At 64.9% G+C, this 16,697-nt stretch carries 15 protein-coding genes; 12 read left to right on the plus strand and 3 right to left on the minus strand.

The genetic code is table 11. From position 1 onward, the window contains the following. Positions 1-6 precede the first annotated feature (6 nt). The 7 genes from ACODTA_RS13745 to ACODTA_RS13775 all read left to right on the plus strand — a co-directional run bounded on the left by ACODTA_RS13745 (position 7) and on the right by ACODTA_RS13775 (position 6,168). Positions 7-1,011 (plus strand): alpha-ketoacid dehydrogenase subunit beta, encoded by a 1,005-nt coding sequence (locus tag ACODTA_RS13745; protein ID WP_489066776.1) that lies wholly within the window; start codon positions 7-9, stop codon positions 1,009-1,011. Between the two features lie 5 nt (positions 1,012-1,016). Then, a complete protein-coding gene (locus tag ACODTA_RS13750; RefSeq protein WP_489066474.1) occupies positions 1,017-2,342 on the plus strand; it encodes a dihydrolipoamide acetyltransferase family protein in 1,326 nt (441 codons plus the stop codon). Continuing rightward, positions 2,342-2,650 (plus strand): YciI-like protein, encoded by a 309-nt coding sequence (locus tag ACODTA_RS13755; RefSeq protein ID WP_489066475.1) that lies wholly within the window; start codon positions 2,342-2,344, stop codon positions 2,648-2,650. The genes ACODTA_RS13750 and ACODTA_RS13755 overlap by 1 nt, the downstream gene beginning before the upstream one ends. 49 nt (positions 2,651-2,699) lie before the next feature. Beyond that, positions 2,700-3,032 (plus strand): ArsR/SmtB family transcription factor, encoded by a 333-nt coding sequence (locus ACODTA_RS13760; RefSeq protein WP_489066476.1) that lies wholly within the window; start codon positions 2,700-2,702, stop codon positions 3,030-3,032. Beyond that, positions 3,029-3,475, plus strand: a complete 447-nt coding sequence (locus tag ACODTA_RS13765; RefSeq protein WP_489066477.1) for an SRPBCC family protein — start codon at positions 3,029-3,031, stop codon at positions 3,473-3,475. Before ACODTA_RS13760 ends, ACODTA_RS13765 begins: the two co-directional genes overlap by 4 nt. Then, positions 3,468-3,995 (plus strand): SRPBCC family protein, encoded by a 528-nt coding sequence (locus ACODTA_RS13770; RefSeq protein ID WP_489066478.1) that lies wholly within the window; start codon positions 3,468-3,470, stop codon positions 3,993-3,995. Before ACODTA_RS13765 ends, ACODTA_RS13770 begins: the two co-directional genes overlap by 8 nt. Positions 3,996-4,056: 61 nt before the next feature. Continuing rightward, positions 4,057-6,168, plus strand: coding sequence for a prolyl oligopeptidase family serine peptidase (locus tag ACODTA_RS13775; protein WP_489066479.1), 2,112 nt, complete (start codon positions 4,057-4,059; stop codon positions 6,166-6,168). Positions 6,169-6,286: 118 nt separating this feature from the next. Here the strand turns inward: ACODTA_RS13775 and ACODTA_RS13780 are convergent, their stop codons facing one another. Further along, a complete protein-coding gene (locus ACODTA_RS13780) occupies positions 6,287-6,958 on the minus strand; it encodes a YiaD family glycine zipper/OmpA-like lipoprotein (RefSeq protein ID WP_489066480.1) in 672 nt (223 codons plus the stop codon). A 171-nt stretch (positions 6,959-7,129) separates the two neighbouring features. Between ACODTA_RS13780 and ACODTA_RS13785 the strand changes: the two genes are divergently transcribed. Next, a complete protein-coding gene (locus ACODTA_RS13785; protein WP_489066481.1) occupies positions 7,130-8,443 on the plus strand; it encodes a hemolysin family protein in 1,314 nt (437 codons plus the stop codon). Between the two features lie 158 nt (positions 8,444-8,601). On the opposite strand, the gene ACODTA_RS13790 is transcribed toward ACODTA_RS13785, so the two are convergent. Beyond that, positions 8,602-9,552, minus strand: a complete 951-nt coding sequence (locus tag ACODTA_RS13790) for a hypothetical protein (protein ID WP_489066482.1) — start codon at positions 9,550-9,552, stop codon at positions 8,602-8,604. A 101-nt stretch (positions 9,553-9,653) separates the two neighbouring features. Beyond that, positions 9,654-10,937: a phosphoribosylamine--glycine ligase gene (purD, locus tag ACODTA_RS13795; RefSeq protein ID WP_489066483.1), complete on the minus strand. Its 1,284-nt coding sequence runs from the start codon at positions 10,935-10,937 to the stop codon at positions 9,654-9,656. Here purD and xseA point away from each other — a divergent pair. The 4 genes from xseA (at position 10,936) to ACODTA_RS13815 (ending at position 16,681) form a co-directional block, all read left to right on the plus strand. Next, positions 10,936-12,312 (plus strand): exodeoxyribonuclease VII large subunit, encoded by a 1,377-nt coding sequence (gene xseA, locus ACODTA_RS13800; protein ID WP_489066484.1) that lies wholly within the window; start codon positions 10,936-10,938, stop codon positions 12,310-12,312. The two genes, purD and xseA, sit on opposite strands and share 2 nt — an antisense overlap. Before the next feature lie 16 nt (positions 12,313-12,328). Beyond that, positions 12,329-12,529 (plus strand): DUF2093 domain-containing protein, encoded by a 201-nt coding sequence (locus ACODTA_RS13805; protein WP_489066485.1) that lies wholly within the window; start codon positions 12,329-12,331, stop codon positions 12,527-12,529. Next, positions 12,526-13,449 carry a M23 family metallopeptidase gene (locus tag ACODTA_RS13810; RefSeq protein WP_489066486.1) on the plus strand — a complete coding sequence of 308 codons (924 nt, stop codon included), beginning with the start codon at positions 12,526-12,528 and terminating at the stop codon, positions 13,447-13,449. The genes ACODTA_RS13805 and ACODTA_RS13810 overlap by 4 nt, the downstream gene beginning before the upstream one ends. 349 nt (positions 13,450-13,798) lie before the next feature. Then, positions 13,799-16,681 (plus strand): TonB-dependent receptor plug domain-containing protein, encoded by a 2,883-nt coding sequence (locus tag ACODTA_RS13815; RefSeq protein WP_489066487.1) that lies wholly within the window; start codon positions 13,799-13,801, stop codon positions 16,679-16,681. Positions 16,682-16,697 lie beyond the last annotated feature (16 nt).

Here is a 16,697-nt window from a genome sequence, read left to right on the forward strand (position 1 = left end):
ACCCGCATGAACATGATCCAGGCGATCAATTCCGCCATGGACGTGATGATGGAGCGCGATCCCAATGTGATCGTGATGGGCGAGGATGTCGGCTTTTTCGGCGGCGTCTTTCGTGCAACCGCCGGGTTGCAGAAGAAATACGGTAAGACGCGCGTGTTTGATACGCCGATCACCGAATGCGGCATCATCGGTGTCGCGGTGGGCATGGGGGCCTATGGCCTTCGCCCGGTGCCGGAGATCCAGTTCGCCGACTATATCTATCCGGCGCTCGACCAGCTCGTTTCCGAGGCGGCGCGCCTGCGCTACCGTTCGGGCGGCGAATTCACCGCACCGATGACCGTGCGTTCGCCCTTTGGCGGCGGCATCTTCGGTGGCCAGACGCACAGCCAGTCGCCGGAGGGCATCTTCACCCATGTTTCCGGCGTGAAGACGGTGATCCCCTCGACGCCCTATGACGCCAAGGGCCTGCTGATCGCGGCGATCGAGGATAATGATCCGGTGATCTTCTTCGAACCGAAGCGGATCTATAACGGTCCGTTCGACGGCCGTTACGACAAGCCGGCGCGCAACTGGGCGGCGCATCCCGCCGGCGAGGTGCCCGAGGGCTATTATCGCATCCCGCTGGGCAAGGCGAACATCGTCCGCGAAGGCGAGGCGCTGACCGTGCTGTGCTACGGCACGATGGTTCATGTCGTCGAAGCGACGATCGAAGGCCTCGGCATCGATGCCGAGATCGTCGATCTGCGTACGCTGGTGCCGCTCGACATCGAAACGATCGAGGCGTCGGTTAAGAAGACGGGCCGCTGCCTGATCGTCCATGAGGCGACGCGCACCTCCGGCTTCGGCGCCGAACTGTCCGCGCTGGTGCAGGAACGCTGCTTCTATCACCTCGAAGCACCGATCGAACGCGTGACCGGTTTCGACACCCCCTATCCACACAGCCTCGAATGGGCCTATTTCCCTGGTCCCGTCCGTATCACAGAGGCACTCAAGAAGATCCTGAAGGACTGATCGGCATGGCACGTTTCACGTTCAAGCTTCCCGACATCGGCGAGGGCATTTCCGAGGCCGAGATCGTCGCCTGGCACGTCAAGGTCGGCGATGTCGTCGCCGAGGACCAGCAGATCGCGGACATGATGACCGACAAGGCGACGGTGGAGATGGAATCTCCAGTCGCCGGAACCGTCGTCGAGATCGGCGGCGAGGTCGGCGACGTGATCGCGATCGGCTCCGCGCTGGTGGTGATCGAGACCGAAGGCGAAGCCGCGGAGGAGGAGGCCGTCGAGGCGCGCATCGACGCCGAGACGCCCGATGCGACGACCGTCGCGGTGGTGGAAGCGGTAGTCGAGCAGAAGGATGAGGCTCCGCAACCGCAACCCGCTCGTCCTGAGCCTGTCGAAGGACCGTCCTCTTCCTCAGCTCCGGCGGCAAAGGAAGGGCAGGGCTTCGACAAGCTCAGCCCGAACGGTGGGGTGGCGACACCTGGTCGCCATGTTCTGGCGTCGCCTGCCGTTCGCGAGCGCGCCCGCGCGCTGGGCATCGATCTGGCCGAAGTGAAGGTGTCGGGCGACCGTGTCCGTCACGCCGATCTCGACGCCTATCTCACCTATAATGCTGGCCAGGGCTTCCGCCCGGCGGGCGCCGCGCGCGCCGACGAGGCGATCAAGGTGATCGGCATGCGCCGCCGCATTGCCGAGAATATGGCGGCGTCGAAGCGCAACATCCCGCACTTCACGTACGTGGAGGAAATCGACGTCACCGATCTGGAGGCGATGCGCGCGGACCTCAACGCCAATCGCGGCAACCGTCCCAAGCTGACGATGCTGCCGCTGATGATCGTCGCGATCTGCCGGGCATTGCCCGAATTCCCGATGATCAATGCGCGTTATGACGATGAAGCGGGCGTGGTGACGCGCCACGGCGCCGTGCATCTCGGCATGGCGACGCAGACCGATGCCGGGCTGATGGTACCGGTGATCCGCGATGCGCAGGCCAAGAATGTCTGGCAGCTCGCAAGCGAGATCACGCGACTGGCCGAAGCCGCGCGCAGCGGCAAGGCGAAGTCGGAGGAGCTTTCGGGTTCGACCTTGACGATCACATCGCTGGGGCCGCTTGGCGGCATCGCGACGACGCCGGTGATCAACCGTCCGGAAGTCGCGATCATCGGTCCCAACCGCGTGATCGAGCGTCCGGTGATCCGCAATGGCGAGATCGCGGTGGCGAAGCTCATGAATCTCTCCATCTCGTGCGATCACCGCGTCGTCGATGGCTGGGATGCGGCGAGCTATGTCCAGGCGATCCGTAAGCTGCTGGAGACACCGGTCCTGCTGTTCGCGGACTGATGCGGCATTTTGTACTGAGCTATGAGCTGGCGCCCGATTATCTCGAGCGCCGGCCGCTTTTTCGTGCACCGCATCTGGCGCTGGCCTGGGAAGCGGTCGAGCGCGGCGAGCTGGTTCTGGCGGGAGCGCTCGGTGATCCGGCGGAAGGGGCCATGCTGCTGTTTCAGGGTGAAAGCGCCGCCGTGGCGGAGGCCTTCGCGCGCGCCGATCCCTATGTCGGGAATGGACTGGTGACCAGTTGGCGGGTGCTTCCTTGGGCGACTGTTGTTGGAGATGCGGCGGTGAATCCGGTGCATCCGGACGACTAAATTAAACCAATTGGTTGACCTTTTGGGCTGGTTGTCATAATTCAACCAAATGGTTGAACGACTCGATGCGACATTCCACGCTCTCGCCGATCCGACGCGCCGGGGCATGCTGGCCAGCCTGGCGCTTGGCGAGAAATCGATCGGCGAACTCGCAGAACCCTATGCGATGAGCTTCGCCGGCGCCGCCAAGCATGTGAAGGTGCTCGAAAGCGCCGGCCTCGTCGCGCGCCGCAAGGTCGGCCGTGCGCAACTCTGCACCTTGCGCGCGGCGCCGCTGGCCGAGGCCGATAAATGGCTGCGTCAATGGGAACGGTTCTGGACGCTGCGGCTTGACCGGCTGGAAGATCTGCTGCGCGACGCGTCGAAAGGAGAGGCGAAATGAGTGGTGCCGTCATCCTCACCGTCAGCCACGCTTATGAGGCATCGCCCGAATGCGTGTTCGACGCCTGGCTCGATCCCGCGATCGTGCCGCATTTCCTGTTTGCGACGCCCAATGGAGAAATGATCCGGTGCGAGATCGATGCCCGGGTCGGCGGACGCGCCCTGATCGTCGAGCGTCGCCCTGGCGGGGACGCGCATCACCGGCTCAAATACGAAGCGATCGAGCGACCCACGCGCCTCGTCTTCCTGTTCTCCGCGGACCCGGCGGAGGAAGGCGAATGGACGTGCGTCACCGTCGCGATCGTGCCTACCGGATTGGGCTGCACGCTGACGCTCACCCACGAAATGGACCCGCAATGGGCTGCTTATGAAGCGCAGACCCGTAGCGGCTGGACGATGATCCTCGACAGCCTGGGCCGTATGATGGAGACGAAACATGACTGATATCGAACGGATCGCCCCGGATACGCTGCGCCTGGAGCGCGTGCTCGACGCATCGGTCGAGACCGTGTGGCGCTATCTGGTGGAGTCCGATCTGCGCAAACAATGGTTCGCGGCGGGCGAATTGGAGCAGCGCGAAGGCGGATCGGTCGAACTGATCTTCGATCACGATAATCTCTCGACCGAAGACATTCCCTATCCCGAGGAGTACGCCAAGTGGAAGTGCGCGGTCGGGCATGAGCGGGTGGTGAAGATCGATCCGCCACGCCTGCTGGCCTTCACCTGGGACGAGGGCAAGGAAGGCGTCGCGACCTTCGAACTGTTCGATGAAGGCGCGCGCACCCGATTGGTGCTGACCCATAGCGGCATCACCGGCGCCGGCCCGATGGCCAGTTTCGGCGGTGGCTGGTACGCGCATCTCGCGGTGCTCGTGGGGCGCCTCAATGGCGATCCGGTGCGCAATTTCTGGGCGATGCACGCCGAGACCGAGGCGGCGGTGGCGCGCGCGATCGCTTCGGCCTGACAGGGCCGCTTGCGTGGGGCGGGGCGGCATTCGATAGTCGGCGCTTCTAAGGAGACGCTCGATGAGAATCGCCCTTGCCGCGCTTGCCGTGGCGATTATGCAACCCGCCATGCCCGCTTATGCTCAAAGCTCCGCCCCGGTCGACGATCCCTATGTCTGGCTGGAGGATTGGACCGGCCCAAAGGCCATGGCCTGGATTGAGGCGGAGAATGCGCGGACGCTGCAGCGTCTCCAGGCCGATCCGCGGTACAAGACCTATTATGACGAGGCGCTGACGATCGCGGCGGCGAAGGATCGCATTCCCTATCCCGCCTTGCTGAACGGCCGCATCTTCAACCTGTGGCGCGACGCGGCGCATCCTCAGGGCATCTGGCGCTATACCGACACCGCCGGCTATGCCGCCGCCGAGCCCGAATGGACGACGATCCTCGATCTCGACGCGCTGTCGAAGGCCGAGGGCAAGAAATGGGTGTGGAAGGGCGCATCCTGCCTCGATCCCGACGAGCGGCTTTGCCTGCTTCGCCTGTCCGATGGCGGCGAGGATGCGGTGACGCTACGTGAATTCGATCTGCAGACCGGCCGTTTCGTTGAGGGTGGCTTCGCACTGCCGACGTCGAAGCAGAACGAGGCCTGGCTCGACAAGGACACGCTGCTGATCGCCCGCGACTGGGGCGCCGGCACCATGACGACATCGGGCTATTCCTTCGTGCTCAAGACGCTGAAGCGGGGGCAGCCGCTTTCGGCCGCGCAGGAAGTCTATCGCGGCGAAGCCGGCGATCAGGTCGGCGTTTGGCCCTTCATCCTCAGTGACGGCCAGGGCAATCGCGCGGCCTTTGTCCGGCGCGGCACGACCTTCTTCACCAACGAGACGTTCCTGATCACGCCGCGGGGGGCGAAGAAGCTGCCCTTGCCCGCCAAGTCGAACATCCAGGGCATGGTCGACGGCCATGTGCTGATCCAGACGAGCGAGACCTGGGAAACGGGCGGCGTGACCGTTCCCGCCGGCGCGGTGGCGATGGTGACACTCAAGGATTTGGAGGATGGCGGCGCGCTGACGCCGACGATCCTGTTCGCGCCCAATGCCCGCCAGTCGGTCGATGGCGTCACCGCGACTAGGACGCGCGTGATCGTCGCGATCAACGATAATGTGCGTGGGCGTGCGCTGGTCTTCACGCCCGGCGCGAAGGGATGGACGTCGACGCCGCTCAAGCTGCCCGACAACGCCTCGATCGGGGTCGTCGCAGCGACCGACAAGAGCGACCTCGCTTATGTCAACGTGACGGGGTTCCTCGATCCGACTACGCTGTGGTCGGTGGATGCGGCCAATCCGGCCCCTAGGCAGGTCAAGGCGTTGCCCGCCAAGTTCGATGCCTCGAACCATGTCGTCGAACAGTTCGAGGCGATCTCGACCGATGGCACGAAGATCCCCTATTTCATCGTCCATCGGAAGGACATCGCACGCGACGGTTCCACGCCAACGCTCATGACCGCTTATGGCGGGTTCGAGGTTGCGAACACGCCCGCTTATGGCGCGATCACCGGCAAGCTCTGGCTGGAACGCGGTGGCAGCTATGTGCTCGCCAACATCCGTGGTGGCGGCGAATTCGGCCCGGCCTGGCACCAGGCGGGGCTCAAGACCAAGCGGCAGATCATCTATGACGATTTCGCCGCGGTCGCGAAGGACATCTTCGCGCGCAAACTCTCCTCGCCCAGGAAATTCGGCATCTATGGCGGCTCGAACGGCGGGCTGCTGATGGGCGTCGAGTTCAACCAGCATCCCGATCTGTGGAATGCGGTCGCGATCCAGGTGCCTTTGCTCGACATGATCCGCTACGAACAAATCGCCGCCGGCGCGTCATGGGTCGATGAATATGGCAGCGTCTCGGTGCCCGCCGAAAAGGCGTTTCTGGAGAAGATCTCGCCCTATGCGAACATTCGCAAGGGCGTCCCCTATCCCGAACCTTATATCTGGACGACGACCAAGGACGATCGCGTCGGGCCCCAGCATGCGCGCAAATTCGCCGCGCGGCTGAAGGAATATGGCCTGCCCTATCTTTTCTATGAGGATACGGCGGGCGGCCATTCGGGCGATGCGGATATCGAACAGGGCGCCCGCCTGCAGGCGTTGCAGATGACCTATTTCGCCGAGAAGCTGCTGGGGCCGGCGAAGTAGATTGAATGCGACACCAATCCCGTTCGGGTTGAGCTTGTCGAAACCTGTCCTTCTTCAGCGATTGAGCATGGAAAGGGCAGGGGCTTCGACAGGCTCAGCCCAAACGGTTTGGGATAAATCAGGCGCCGTTGGTCACCGGCACCAGCTTGATCTCGACGCGGCGATTCGCCTGGCGGCCTTCGGGCGTCGCGTTGCTGGCGATCGGGCGGCTGGCGGCAAAGCCCTGGGTACCGATCCGCGCGGACTGCACGCCCCGCATCGTCAGATAATCGGCGACCGCGCGTGCGCGATTCTGCGAGAGCGGCACGTTGATCGTGTCGTTGCCCGTCGAATCGGTGTGGCCGTACACATCGACGAATGTTTTGTTATATTCGCGCAGCGTCGACGCGACCTGATCGAGCGTGCCCCGGAATTCGGGTTTCACCGTATAGCTGTTGGTGTCGAAGGTGACGCCGGCGGGCATGTTGAGGATCAGTTCGTCGCCCTGGCGGATCACTTCCACGTCGGTGCCCGCGGTCTGCTGGCGGAGCTTGCGCTCCTGCTCGTCCATATAATAGCCGACGCCCGCGCCCGCGAGCGCACCAATGCCGGCGCCCACGATCTTTTCCGTCCGGTCGCGCCGTCCGCCGACCAGATCGCCGAGCAGATAACCGCCCAGCGCGCCGCCGATCCCGCCGATCGCGGCCTTGGAGATGCGGCGCTCACCGGTGTTCGGATCGGTTGTGCAGGCGGCGGTCAGCGTGATGGCGGAGAGCGCTGCAGCGGTGATGATCTTCGCGGATAGCCTCATGATGAATCCCTTTCCCTTGCTTGGCCGGAGCGCGGTTCAGGCTCCGGATCGTGCGGTTTCCTGTTGGATAGAACCGCTCGAAGCAGCGCTTGTTCCGGATGCGCACTGAACGATCTGTGACGGCGATGTTGTGGGATTGAAAGGATTCCGCTTATAGGGGTGTTGCACGCCATGCCGCCGCTTACCCCCTTTCCCTGGTCCGATGTCCTGATCATCCTCGCATTGGTCGCGCTCAACGGCGTCTTCGCGATGTCGGAGCTCGCGATCGTATCGGCGCGTAAGCCGCGTTTGCAGGCGATGGAGAAGAAGGGGCGCTCCGGCGCGCGCACGGCGATCACCCTCGCATCCGATCCGGGCAAGTTCCTGTCGACGGTCCAGATCGGCATCACGCTGATCGGCATCATCGCCGGCGCCTATTCGGGCGCCAGCCTTGGCGAACCGACGGCGGCGCGGCTCGAACGGCTCGGGATCGATCACGAACTGGCCGAAACGCTCGGCTTCATGATTGTCATCGGGCTCACCACCTATGCGTCGCTGATCATCGGCGAGTTGGTGCCCAAGCAATTCGCGCTGCGGAAGCCGGAGCCGATCGCCGCGATCGTTGCGCTGCCGATGCTGTGGCTCGCGCGGATCACCGCGCCACTCGTCTGGCTGCTCGATACGACGAGCGGGCTGGTCTTCCGCCTGCTCGGCATGAACCGCGAATCGGAGGATCACGTCACCGCCGAGGAATTGCACCTGATCGTCGCGGAAGCGAGCAAGTCAGGCGTGATCGAGGAAAGCGAGCGCGCGATCATTTCCGGCGTGGTGCGGTTGGCCGACCGGCCCGTCCGCGAAGTGATGACGCCGCGCACCGATGTTGACTGGATAGATGCCGACAGCGACGGTGACGCCATTCGCGCGCGCCTGCTCGAAACGCCGCATACGCGGCTGCCTGTGGCGGAAGGATCGGTCGACCAGATCGTCGGCATCGTCCAGTCGCGCGATATCGTCGCGGCGATGATCCGCCGCGAGACGCTCGACCTGCGCCAACTCATGCGCAAGCCGCCGTTCCTGCCCGATCAGATCGATGCGATGAACGCACTGGAGGCGCTGCGCCAGGCCGAGGTGCCGATGGCGCTGGTTCATGACGAATATGGCCATTTCGAGGGCCTGGTCACCCCGGCTGACCTGCTGATCGCGATCGCGGGCGAATTCCGCTCGGACAGCGATATCGGCACCGATCCGGCGCTCGTCGAGCGTGAGGACGGGTCCTACCTCGTGTCGGGCTCGATGCCTGCCGACCAGCTCGCCGAGAAGCTCGGCATCGATCTGCCCGAGGATCGCGACTATGCGACCGCCGCCGGTCTCGTCCTGGCCGTGCTGCGGCACCTGCCCAGGGTGGGTGAGCATTTCGACGAACAGGGCTGGCGTTTCGAGATCGTCGACATGGACGGCCGCAAGATCGACAAGCTGCTGGTGAGCGAGATCGACGAGCAGGATTGAGCCGCGATCGGCGCAGCCGGATTGCCGTCCGGACTGCACTGCTAACAACTTCGTTCGGGCTGAGCCTGTCGAAGCCCTGTCCTTCTACTTCGAAACCCGAAGAAAGGCAGGTCTTCGACAGGCTCAGCCCGAACGGAATGTTCTCCTGATATCGAGCCTCAGTTCTCGCTGTCGAGCTTGCCGAACTTCGCTTCGAACGCCGCTATGTCGCCCTTGGCGAGATAGCCCGCCTGTTCGATCCACTTGTCGCGGCCGATGCGGCCCTTGAAGGTGCCGAGCTGCGGATCGATCCGGGCGACGTCGTCGTCGCTCCAGCCCGCGATCTGGTCGAAGCGCGTGATGCCGAGGCCGGTCAGCAAGGTCACCAGCTTGGGGCCGACGCCCTTCAGTTGCAGCAGATTGTCCGGTCCCGTCGATGCGGGTGCGGGCTTCGGCTTGGCGGCCGCCGGCTTCTTCTCCGCCGGTGCCTTGGCGGCGGGAGTGGCCGGTTTCTTGGCGGGCGCCTTGGGTGCGGGCGTTTCAACCTTCGGCGCAGGCGCTGCGGCCTTGGCCGATGCCTTGGCGGCGGTCTTCGGCGTCGTTGCGGTCTTGGGTGCCGCCGATGGCTTGGGCGCGGGTGCTGCCTTCGCGGCTGGCGCCGCAGCCTTGGCTGGGGCTTTGGTCGCCGGCGTGGCGGCTTTCTTCGCTGCCGCCGGCTTCTTTTCCGCGGGCGCCTTGGTGGCGGGCGCTGCTGCCTTCTTTGGAGCGGCCTTGGGTGCCGCAGGGGCCTTGGCCGTTGGCGCCTTGGCGGTCGGAGCGGGGGTGGGCGCGGGTTTCGCCGCCTTTGCCTCGGGTTCGGGCGCCTTCGCTACCGGCTCCGGGGCTTTCTCGACCGGCTTGGGTGCGGGGGGCGCCTCGACCGGGGGCCCGTCCGCGACCAGCCCGACGGGCGCGGCGGCGGTTTCGGGCAGCGTCGGTGCGGGCGCTGCCTCGGGCAAGGCGGATTTTTCGGCGGGCGGCGGTGCGGCGGGGCGGGCCGGTTCGTCGCCCGTCCTGCGTCCGAGCAGCCAGATCAACAGTCCGACCGCCACCACGGCGAGAACGATCAGCAAGACGATGTTGAGGTCCATTACGGCGACTCCCCTGTCGGCGAGCCCCGCTCGCCATCTGCCGCGAACCTATCAACTCGTTTCGGACTGTCCAACCCCGTGTCGTCGTTTCGCCGGATGAGCTAGTCGGCCCGGCTCTCCCGCTCGACTTCGCGCCAGCCGATATCGCGCCGGCAGAAGCCCGTCGGAAAGTCGATCGCGTCGACCGCGGCATAGGCCTTGGCCTGCGCTTCGGTCACGTTCGCGCCGAGCGCGGTGACGTTGAGCACCCGGCCGCCATTGGCCACGATCGCTCCGTCCGCCGATGCGGTGCCTGCATGGAAGATCTTCGCGCCGTCAGCCTCGGCCGCCGCGATCCCGCCGATCGCGCCGCCCTTTTCGGGGGTGCCGGGATAACCCTTGGCGGCCACCACCACCGTCAGCGCATAATCCGGCGTCATGGCCGGTGTGGCGCGGCTCGCGAGATCGCCTGTCGCGGTGGCATGGAGCAGGGCGAGCAGATCCTCGTCCAGCCGCATCATCAGCACCTGGCATTCAGGATCGCCGAAACGTGCATTATATTCGATGAGCTTGGGGCCTTCGGCCGTCAGCATCAGGCCGGCATAAAGCACGCCGATATAGGGCATGTCTTCCGCCGCCAGCGTTTCGGCGGTTGGCCGGACAATCCGCTCCATCACCTGCGCCTCGAGTTCGGCCGTGAGCACGGAGGCGGGGCTGTATGCGCCCATGCCGCCGGTGTTTGGCCCGACATCGCCGTCACCGACGCGCTTGTGGTCCTGCGCGGAGCCGAAGGACAGGACGGTGCGGCCGTCGCACAGGGCGAAGAAGCTCGCTTCCTCGCCCGTCATGAACTCCTCGATCACCACCTCGGCGCCCGCCGCGCCGAAGCTGCCCGCGAACATGTCCGCGATCGCCGCTTCGGCCTCGGCGCGGGTCTCGGCGATAATCACGCCCTTGCCTGCCGCCAGCCCATCGGCCTTGATCACCACGGGAAGGCCGAAATCGTCGAGCGCGGCGATCGCTTCGTCGGAGCCGGTCGTCCGCACATAGCCGGCGGTGGGAATGCCGGCGCGCGCGCAGAGATCCTTGGTGAAGCCCTTCGAGCCTTCAAGCTGAGCGGCGTTCCGGCCCGGGCCGAACACCGGAATGTCGGCGGCGCGCAGGCTGTCCGCCAGGCCATCGACCAGCGGCGCTTCCGGCCCGACCACGACCAGCCCGATCATGCGCTCGACACAGAAATCGATCACTGCGGCGTGATCGGTCGCATCAAGCTTGACCAGTTCGGCATGAGCGGCAATTCCGGGATTGCCGGGTGCGGCGAACAATGCGGTGAGGCCGGGCGATTGCGCCAGCTTCCAGGCGAGCGCATGTTCGCGGCCACCGGAGCCGAGCAGCAGGACATTCATGAACGACTTTTCCTTCACCGACGATGGAGCCCGGCTGTTAGCGGAGGAGCGGGCGGGGGACAACGCACCAGCTTTATCGGTCACCGAGCTTTCCGGCGCACTCAAGCGGATGGTGGAGGAGAGCTTTTCCCATGTTCGCCTGCGCGGCGAGATATCGGGTTATAAGCGCGCGGCGTCTGGTCACGTCTATCTGACGCTCAAGGACGAACGCGCGGCGATCGACGCGGTGATCTGGAAGGGGCAGGCCGCGCAGATCCCGTTCCGGCCCGAAGACGGGATCGAGGTGATCGCAACCGGCCGGCTCACCACCTATCCTGGACGCTCCAAATACCAGATCGTGATCGACCGCCTCGAACTGGCGGGCGAGGGCGCGCTGATGCTGCTGCTCGAAAAGCTCAAGGCCAAGCTTGGCGCCGAGGGGCTGTTCGACCAGGGCCGCAAGGTGCGGCTGCCCTATCTGCCGCAGGTGATCGGCGTCGTCACCTCACCGACGGGAGCGGTGATTCGGGATATCCTGCATCGATTGGAGGACCGCTGCCCGACGCGCGTGATCGTCTGGCCGGTTCTGGTGCAGGGCCAGGGTGCGGCCGACCAGATCGCGGCGGCGGTTCGCGGGTTCAGCGGGATCGCGCCCGGCGGACCGGTGCCGCGCCCCGATCTCGTCATCGTCGCGCGCGGCGGCGGGTCGATCGAGGATCTCTGGTCCTTCAACGAGGAAGTGGTGGTGCGCGCGGTCGCCGACTGCACCATCCCGATCATTTCGGCGGTGGGGCATGAGACCGACACGACCCTGTGCGATTATGCCGCCGATATCCGCGCGCCGACGCCCACCGCCGCCGCCGAGATCGCGGTGCCCGTCCGCGCTGACCTGCTGGCTCACCTGCGTGAACAGGGGCTGCGCATGCAGCGTTGTGCGAATCGCTATCGCGAGCGAGCGGGCGAGCGGTTGCAGGCCCTGACGCGTCTGCTACCCAGGCCTGCACAACTGCTCGATCCGCAGCGGCAGCGCGTCGACGACAATGCGGAACGGTTGCGTCGCGGGCTCGGTCGCCGGTTGTCCGATGCGCGCGGAGAACTCGCGCGGGCGGGCGGCGCATTGCGGCCGGCTGTGCTGACGCAGCGGCTGGCGCGCGACCGCGACCGGCTGGAGCGGACCTGGCGGCTGGCGACATCGCTCAATCCCACCAATCTGCTCCAGCGCGGCTATGCGATGGTCGAACAGCGCGGTGGCGAGGTGGTGACGAGCGCGGCAGCCGCTCGAGCGGCCGGCGCGCTGACGCTTCGCTTCGCTGATGGCGCGGTGGATGCGCGGGTTGAGCGACCGGGCGGCAAGCCCTATGTTAAGCCGGAGAACGAGCAGCCAGAGCTGTTTTAGGAGCCAGAACATCCCAATGCTGATGTCGCATGCCGGACGCGCCGCGAAACTCCACTATATGGCGAACGCCTTTCGCGTGCTCGTGCCCGGCGATCATGTGGTTTGCGCGGTGACCGGCGAGCGCATTCCGCTCGATTCATTGCGCTATTGGAATGTGGCGCGGCAGGAGCCCTATGCCAGCGCGGAAATCGCGGTGCGAGCAGAGCTGAACGGATGAGGCCGAGTCCCGGGCTGGTGACGGCCGCCTTGGCCGGCATCGTTCTGGGCACCTGCGCGCCGGTTCCAAGGGCCGCGCTCGCATCCGCCGCGCCGCCCGCCACTGGATCGGCGCAGCCGATTCCCAATCGCGCCAGCGCTCCACCCGAACGCCGCAGCTTCGGATTCGAAGGTGCGATGAGCCAGGGTGGCGTGGTGCTGGGATCCGCGCCCTCGGGAACGGTTTCACTCACGCTCGATGGCCGGCCCGTCGATCTCGCGCCGGACGGACGCTTCCTGATCGGATTCGGCCGCGATGCCGGCCCGGCCGCGACGTTGGTCGCGCGACTGGCGAATGGCTCGGAAGTCCGTGAGGCTTTGACGATCGCGCCGCGCGCCTGGCGGATCGAGAATCTCAACACGCTGGCGCGCTTCTCGCGCCCGAGCGCCGAGTTCGAGCGGCTGCGCGCGCCAGAACTGGCGGCGATCGAGGCGGCACGCAACATGACAACTGATAGCCAGGGCTGGCGCCAGCGTTTCCAATGGCCGGTGACGGGGCGGATCAGTGGCCTGTTCGGTGCGCAGCGCGTCTATCGCGGTGAACCGGGCGCTTATCATTCGGGCGTCGATGTCGCGAAACCAGCGGGCACGATCCTTTTGGCGCCTGCTGACGGCGTTGTCGTGCTGGCGGCCGATCATCCTTTCACGCTTGAGGGCAATTTGCTGATGATCGATCACGGCATGGGCCTCAACAGCGCCTTTCTCCATCTCTCCCGTATCGATGTGAAGGCCGGCGATCATGTCCGTCGTGGCCAGCCACTTGGTGCGATCGGAGCGACGGGCCGCGCGACCGGGCCGCATATGCACTGGAGCATGAAGTGGAGGGATCAGCGCATCGATCCGCTGTTGCTGGCCGGCCCGATGACGGGCGCCGCTCAATAGCAGGTGTTGCGGGCGTCCCATAACGGACGGGCGCGCAAAGATATCCCCGGGCCAATGGAAATCTTTCGCGCGATGAACGCGTTGCGATCGCGCCACTTTTCTTTTCAATCGGATAGCGATTCACACTGTAACAAACTGTTGCAAAATTGTGACTGTCAGCCCGCAACCATCCAATATGGATGAACCGCCGCTTTACGGCGGTGATCGGATGAGGCAATTCGCCGCTTAATCGGAAAATGGGGGGGGCTGGGACGCTGTCGCTCTTCTCCGCTGGAGTTGGCTGTGTTCCCCCGCCGATTGGACTTTGCCTCTATTGGGGGCCTGTAACATCAGTGAAGGGACTGAAACCGTGATAAAAATCAGCAAGACCCGCGGGCTGCGCGCCAGCGCGGCACCGTTCGTGCTTGGTTTGGCGCTGCTCTCCGCGCCGAGCTTTGCGCAGGATACGGCGCCTCAGGCTGCCGACGAGGCCGCCGGCGAAGAAGCCGCCATCATCGTCACCGGTTCGCGCATCGTGCGTCCGGACCTCGCGGCCTCCGTGCCGCTCGCGACCGTTTCAGAGGAACTGATCCAGGAATCGGGCACCGGCAACATCCAGGACGCGCTTGCGGACCTGCCGTCGGTCGGCCAGAACATCAGCCGTACCTCGTCGAACTTCTCGACCACCGGTAACGGTGTCGCGACGGTCAACCTGCGTAACCTGGGTTCGGCCCGCACGCTGGTGCTGGTCAATGGCCGCCGTTTCGTCGCCGGCATTCCCGGTACGTCGATCGTCGACCTCAACACCATTCCGACCGACCTGATCAAGCGCATCGACGTCGTCACCGGCGGTGCATCCGCCGTCTACGGTTCGGAAGCCATCGCCGGCGTCGTCAACTTCATCCTTGACGACCGTTTCGAGGGTTTCCGCTTCCGCGGCCAGGGCTCGATCACCGACAAGGGTGACGCGGGCCGCCAGTATGTTTCGGGCACCTTCGGCCACTCCTTCGCCGACGGCCGCGGCCACGTCACGCTGTACGGCCAGTACGATCGCGATCAGGGCCTGCGTTCGCGCAACCGCGCTTTCTCGGCGACCGACATTCCCAACCGCAGCTCGTTCGCGGCGCAGGGTCTGTTCAGCCCCACCGGTAGCTTCGGAACCGGTGCCGCGACCTTCACCTATGACGGCCTCAACAACCTGAAGGCTTATCAGGGCGCCAACATCGACGGCTACAATCGTAACGCCGATCGTTATCTGGGCGTACCGGTCGAGCGTTACATGGGCAACCTGCTCGCCGACTATGAGATCGCCGAGGGCGTCACCGCCTATGTCGAGGGCTCTTACGTCAAGAGCAAGTCGCGTTCGCGCCTCGAGCCGCAGGCTGTCGCCAACACCGACCTGACAAATGCGGACGGCACCGGCTATGCCGGTATCCCGATCACCAATCCGTTCATCCCGACCGCGATCCGCAACGCGATGGTCGCCGCTGGCGTCACCTCGCTGCCGTTCCGTCGTCGTTCGAACGACATCTTCGATCGCAGCAATCGCAACGATCGTGAAACCTGGCGCGTCGTCGCCGGCCTTCGCGGCGACATCGGTTCGAAGTTCAACTGGGATGTCTATTACACCCACGGTGAAACCAAGGACTATACGCGGTCCGAGACGATCCTTGGTCCTAACTATGTGAACGCGCTGAACGCCGTTCAGGGTGCCAATGGCCCGGTTTGCTCGATCAATGTCGATGCCAACCCGAGCAACAACGACCCGAACTGCGTGCCGATCAACATCTTCGGTTTCAACACCGTCGATCCGCGCGCGGCCGCCTATGTCACCAACAACGGCCAGCTCTCGACCTACAATGCGAAGGTCAAGCAGGACGTGTTCTCGGCATCGATCTCGGGTGACGTGTTCGAGCTTCCCGGCGGTGCGCTCAGCTTCGCCACCGGCTTCGAATATCGTCGCGAGTCGAGCACCGAGGATTTCGACGAGGCGACCAACCTGGGTCTGACGCTCGGCAACTTCCTGTCCGACACGCGCGGCAAGTACAACGTCAAGGAAGGCTTCGTCGAAGTCGTCGCCCCGATCATCACGGAGCGTCCCGGCTTCCACTATCTGGGCCTTGAGGGCGCTGCGCGTTACGCCGACTATTCGACGGTCGGTGGCGTGTGGAGCTGGAAGGTGGGCGGCACCTATGCGCCGACCCCGGATATCAAGCTCCGTGCCGCTTACGCGGAAGCGACCCGCGCGCCGAACATCTCCGAGCTGTTCTCCGCGCAGAGCGAGACCTTCCCGGCGGTCACCGATCCGTGCGACCAGCGCGGCGGCGAGGGTGATGGCGCGCCCATCATCATCCCGCGCGCCAGCCTGCCCGCAGCCTGCCTTGCCAATCCGGCGATCGCTGCCGCTTCGAACACGGCTGGTGGCTTCGTCTACTCGACGGCGCAGATCCAGACGATCAACGGCTTCCTGGGCGGCAACCCGAACCTGAAGCAGGAAACGGCGAAGACGCTCACGATCGGCGGCGTGTTCACGCCGACCTTCCTGCGCAACTTCAGCCTGACGGTTGATTATTACCGCATCAAGGTGAAGGACGCGATCGGCATCATCGGCCAGCAGACCTCGCTCGACGAGTGCTTGACCGGTGGCGGCGACGCGATCTTCTGCGACAACATCATTCGTGACGGCACGGGCCATGTCGCGACCGTCAATGCGATCAACCTGAACACCGGTTCGTTCACGGTCGAGGGTATCGATACGCAGGTCCGTTACCGCACCGATCTGGGCGGCAATGCCAGCCTCGACCTGTCGGCTTACTGGAACCACCTGCTGGCGCAGAACCAGGTTTCGTTCCCGGGTGGTCCGAAGCAGGACGAACTGGGTCAGCTCGACTGCTATTCGTGCGGTCGCCTGGGCACCGGCTTCAAGGATAAGGTGAGTGCTTCGGCCACGCTGAAGTACGAGAGCTTCTCGTTGAACTGGCGCACCAACTGGTACAGCTCGGTGGTTGACGATGTGACCGATCCGGACGCCATCCGCACGGGCGCGTTCATGTATCATGATGCGCAGCTGCGCATGTCGGCGGGCGAAAAGAGCGCGTTCGACTTCTACATCGGCGTCAACAACATCTTCGACAAGAAGCCGCCGGTGTTCGGTGACACCAACCCGGTCACCTTCCCGGGCGCGCAGACCTCGGCGAACACCTACGACCTCTACGGCCGTATGTTCTACGCGGGCGTGGACGTGAAGTTCTAGAAACCGACAAGTCATA

This window comes from Sphingomonas sp. FG14 (assembly GCF_057809675.1).

Bases quoted from the DNA above. Each gene is read 5' to 3' on its own strand.
- ACODTA_RS13745 (WP_489066776.1), top strand. From the start codon at position 7: ATGAACATGATCCAGGCGATCAATTCCGCCATGGACGTGATGATGGAG.
- ACODTA_RS13750 (WP_489066474.1), top strand. From the start codon at position 1,017: ATGGCACGTTTCACGTTCAAGCTTCCCGACATCGGCGAGGGCATTTCC.
- ACODTA_RS13755 (WP_489066475.1), top strand. From the start codon at position 2,342: ATGCGGCATTTTGTACTGAGCTATGAGCTGGCGCCCGATTATCTCGAG.
- ACODTA_RS13760 (WP_489066476.1), top strand. From the start codon at position 2,700: ATGGTTGAACGACTCGATGCGACATTCCACGCTCTCGCCGATCCGACG.
- ACODTA_RS13765 (WP_489066477.1), top strand. From the start codon at position 3,029: ATGAGTGGTGCCGTCATCCTCACCGTCAGCCACGCTTATGAGGCATCG.
- ACODTA_RS13770 (WP_489066478.1), top strand. From the start codon at position 3,468: ATGACTGATATCGAACGGATCGCCCCGGATACGCTGCGCCTGGAGCGC.
- ACODTA_RS13775 (WP_489066479.1), top strand. From the start codon at position 4,057: ATGAGAATCGCCCTTGCCGCGCTTGCCGTGGCGATTATGCAACCCGCC.
- ACODTA_RS13780 (WP_489066480.1), bottom strand. From the start codon at position 6,958: ATGAGGCTATCCGCGAAGATCATCACCGCTGCAGCGCTCTCCGCCATC.
- ACODTA_RS13785 (WP_489066481.1), top strand. From the start codon at position 7,130: ATGCCGCCGCTTACCCCCTTTCCCTGGTCCGATGTCCTGATCATCCTC.
- ACODTA_RS13790 (WP_489066482.1), bottom strand. From the start codon at position 9,552: ATGGACCTCAACATCGTCTTGCTGATCGTTCTCGCCGTGGTGGCGGTC.
- xseA (WP_489066484.1), top strand. From the start codon at position 10,936: ATGAACGACTTTTCCTTCACCGACGATGGAGCCCGGCTGTTAGCGGAG.
- purD (WP_489066483.1), bottom strand. From the start codon at position 10,937: ATGAATGTCCTGCTGCTCGGCTCCGGTGGCCGCGAACATGCGCTCGCC.
- ACODTA_RS13805 (WP_489066485.1), top strand. From the start codon at position 12,329: ATGCTGATGTCGCATGCCGGACGCGCCGCGAAACTCCACTATATGGCG.
- ACODTA_RS13810 (WP_489066486.1), top strand. From the start codon at position 12,526: ATGAGGCCGAGTCCCGGGCTGGTGACGGCCGCCTTGGCCGGCATCGTT.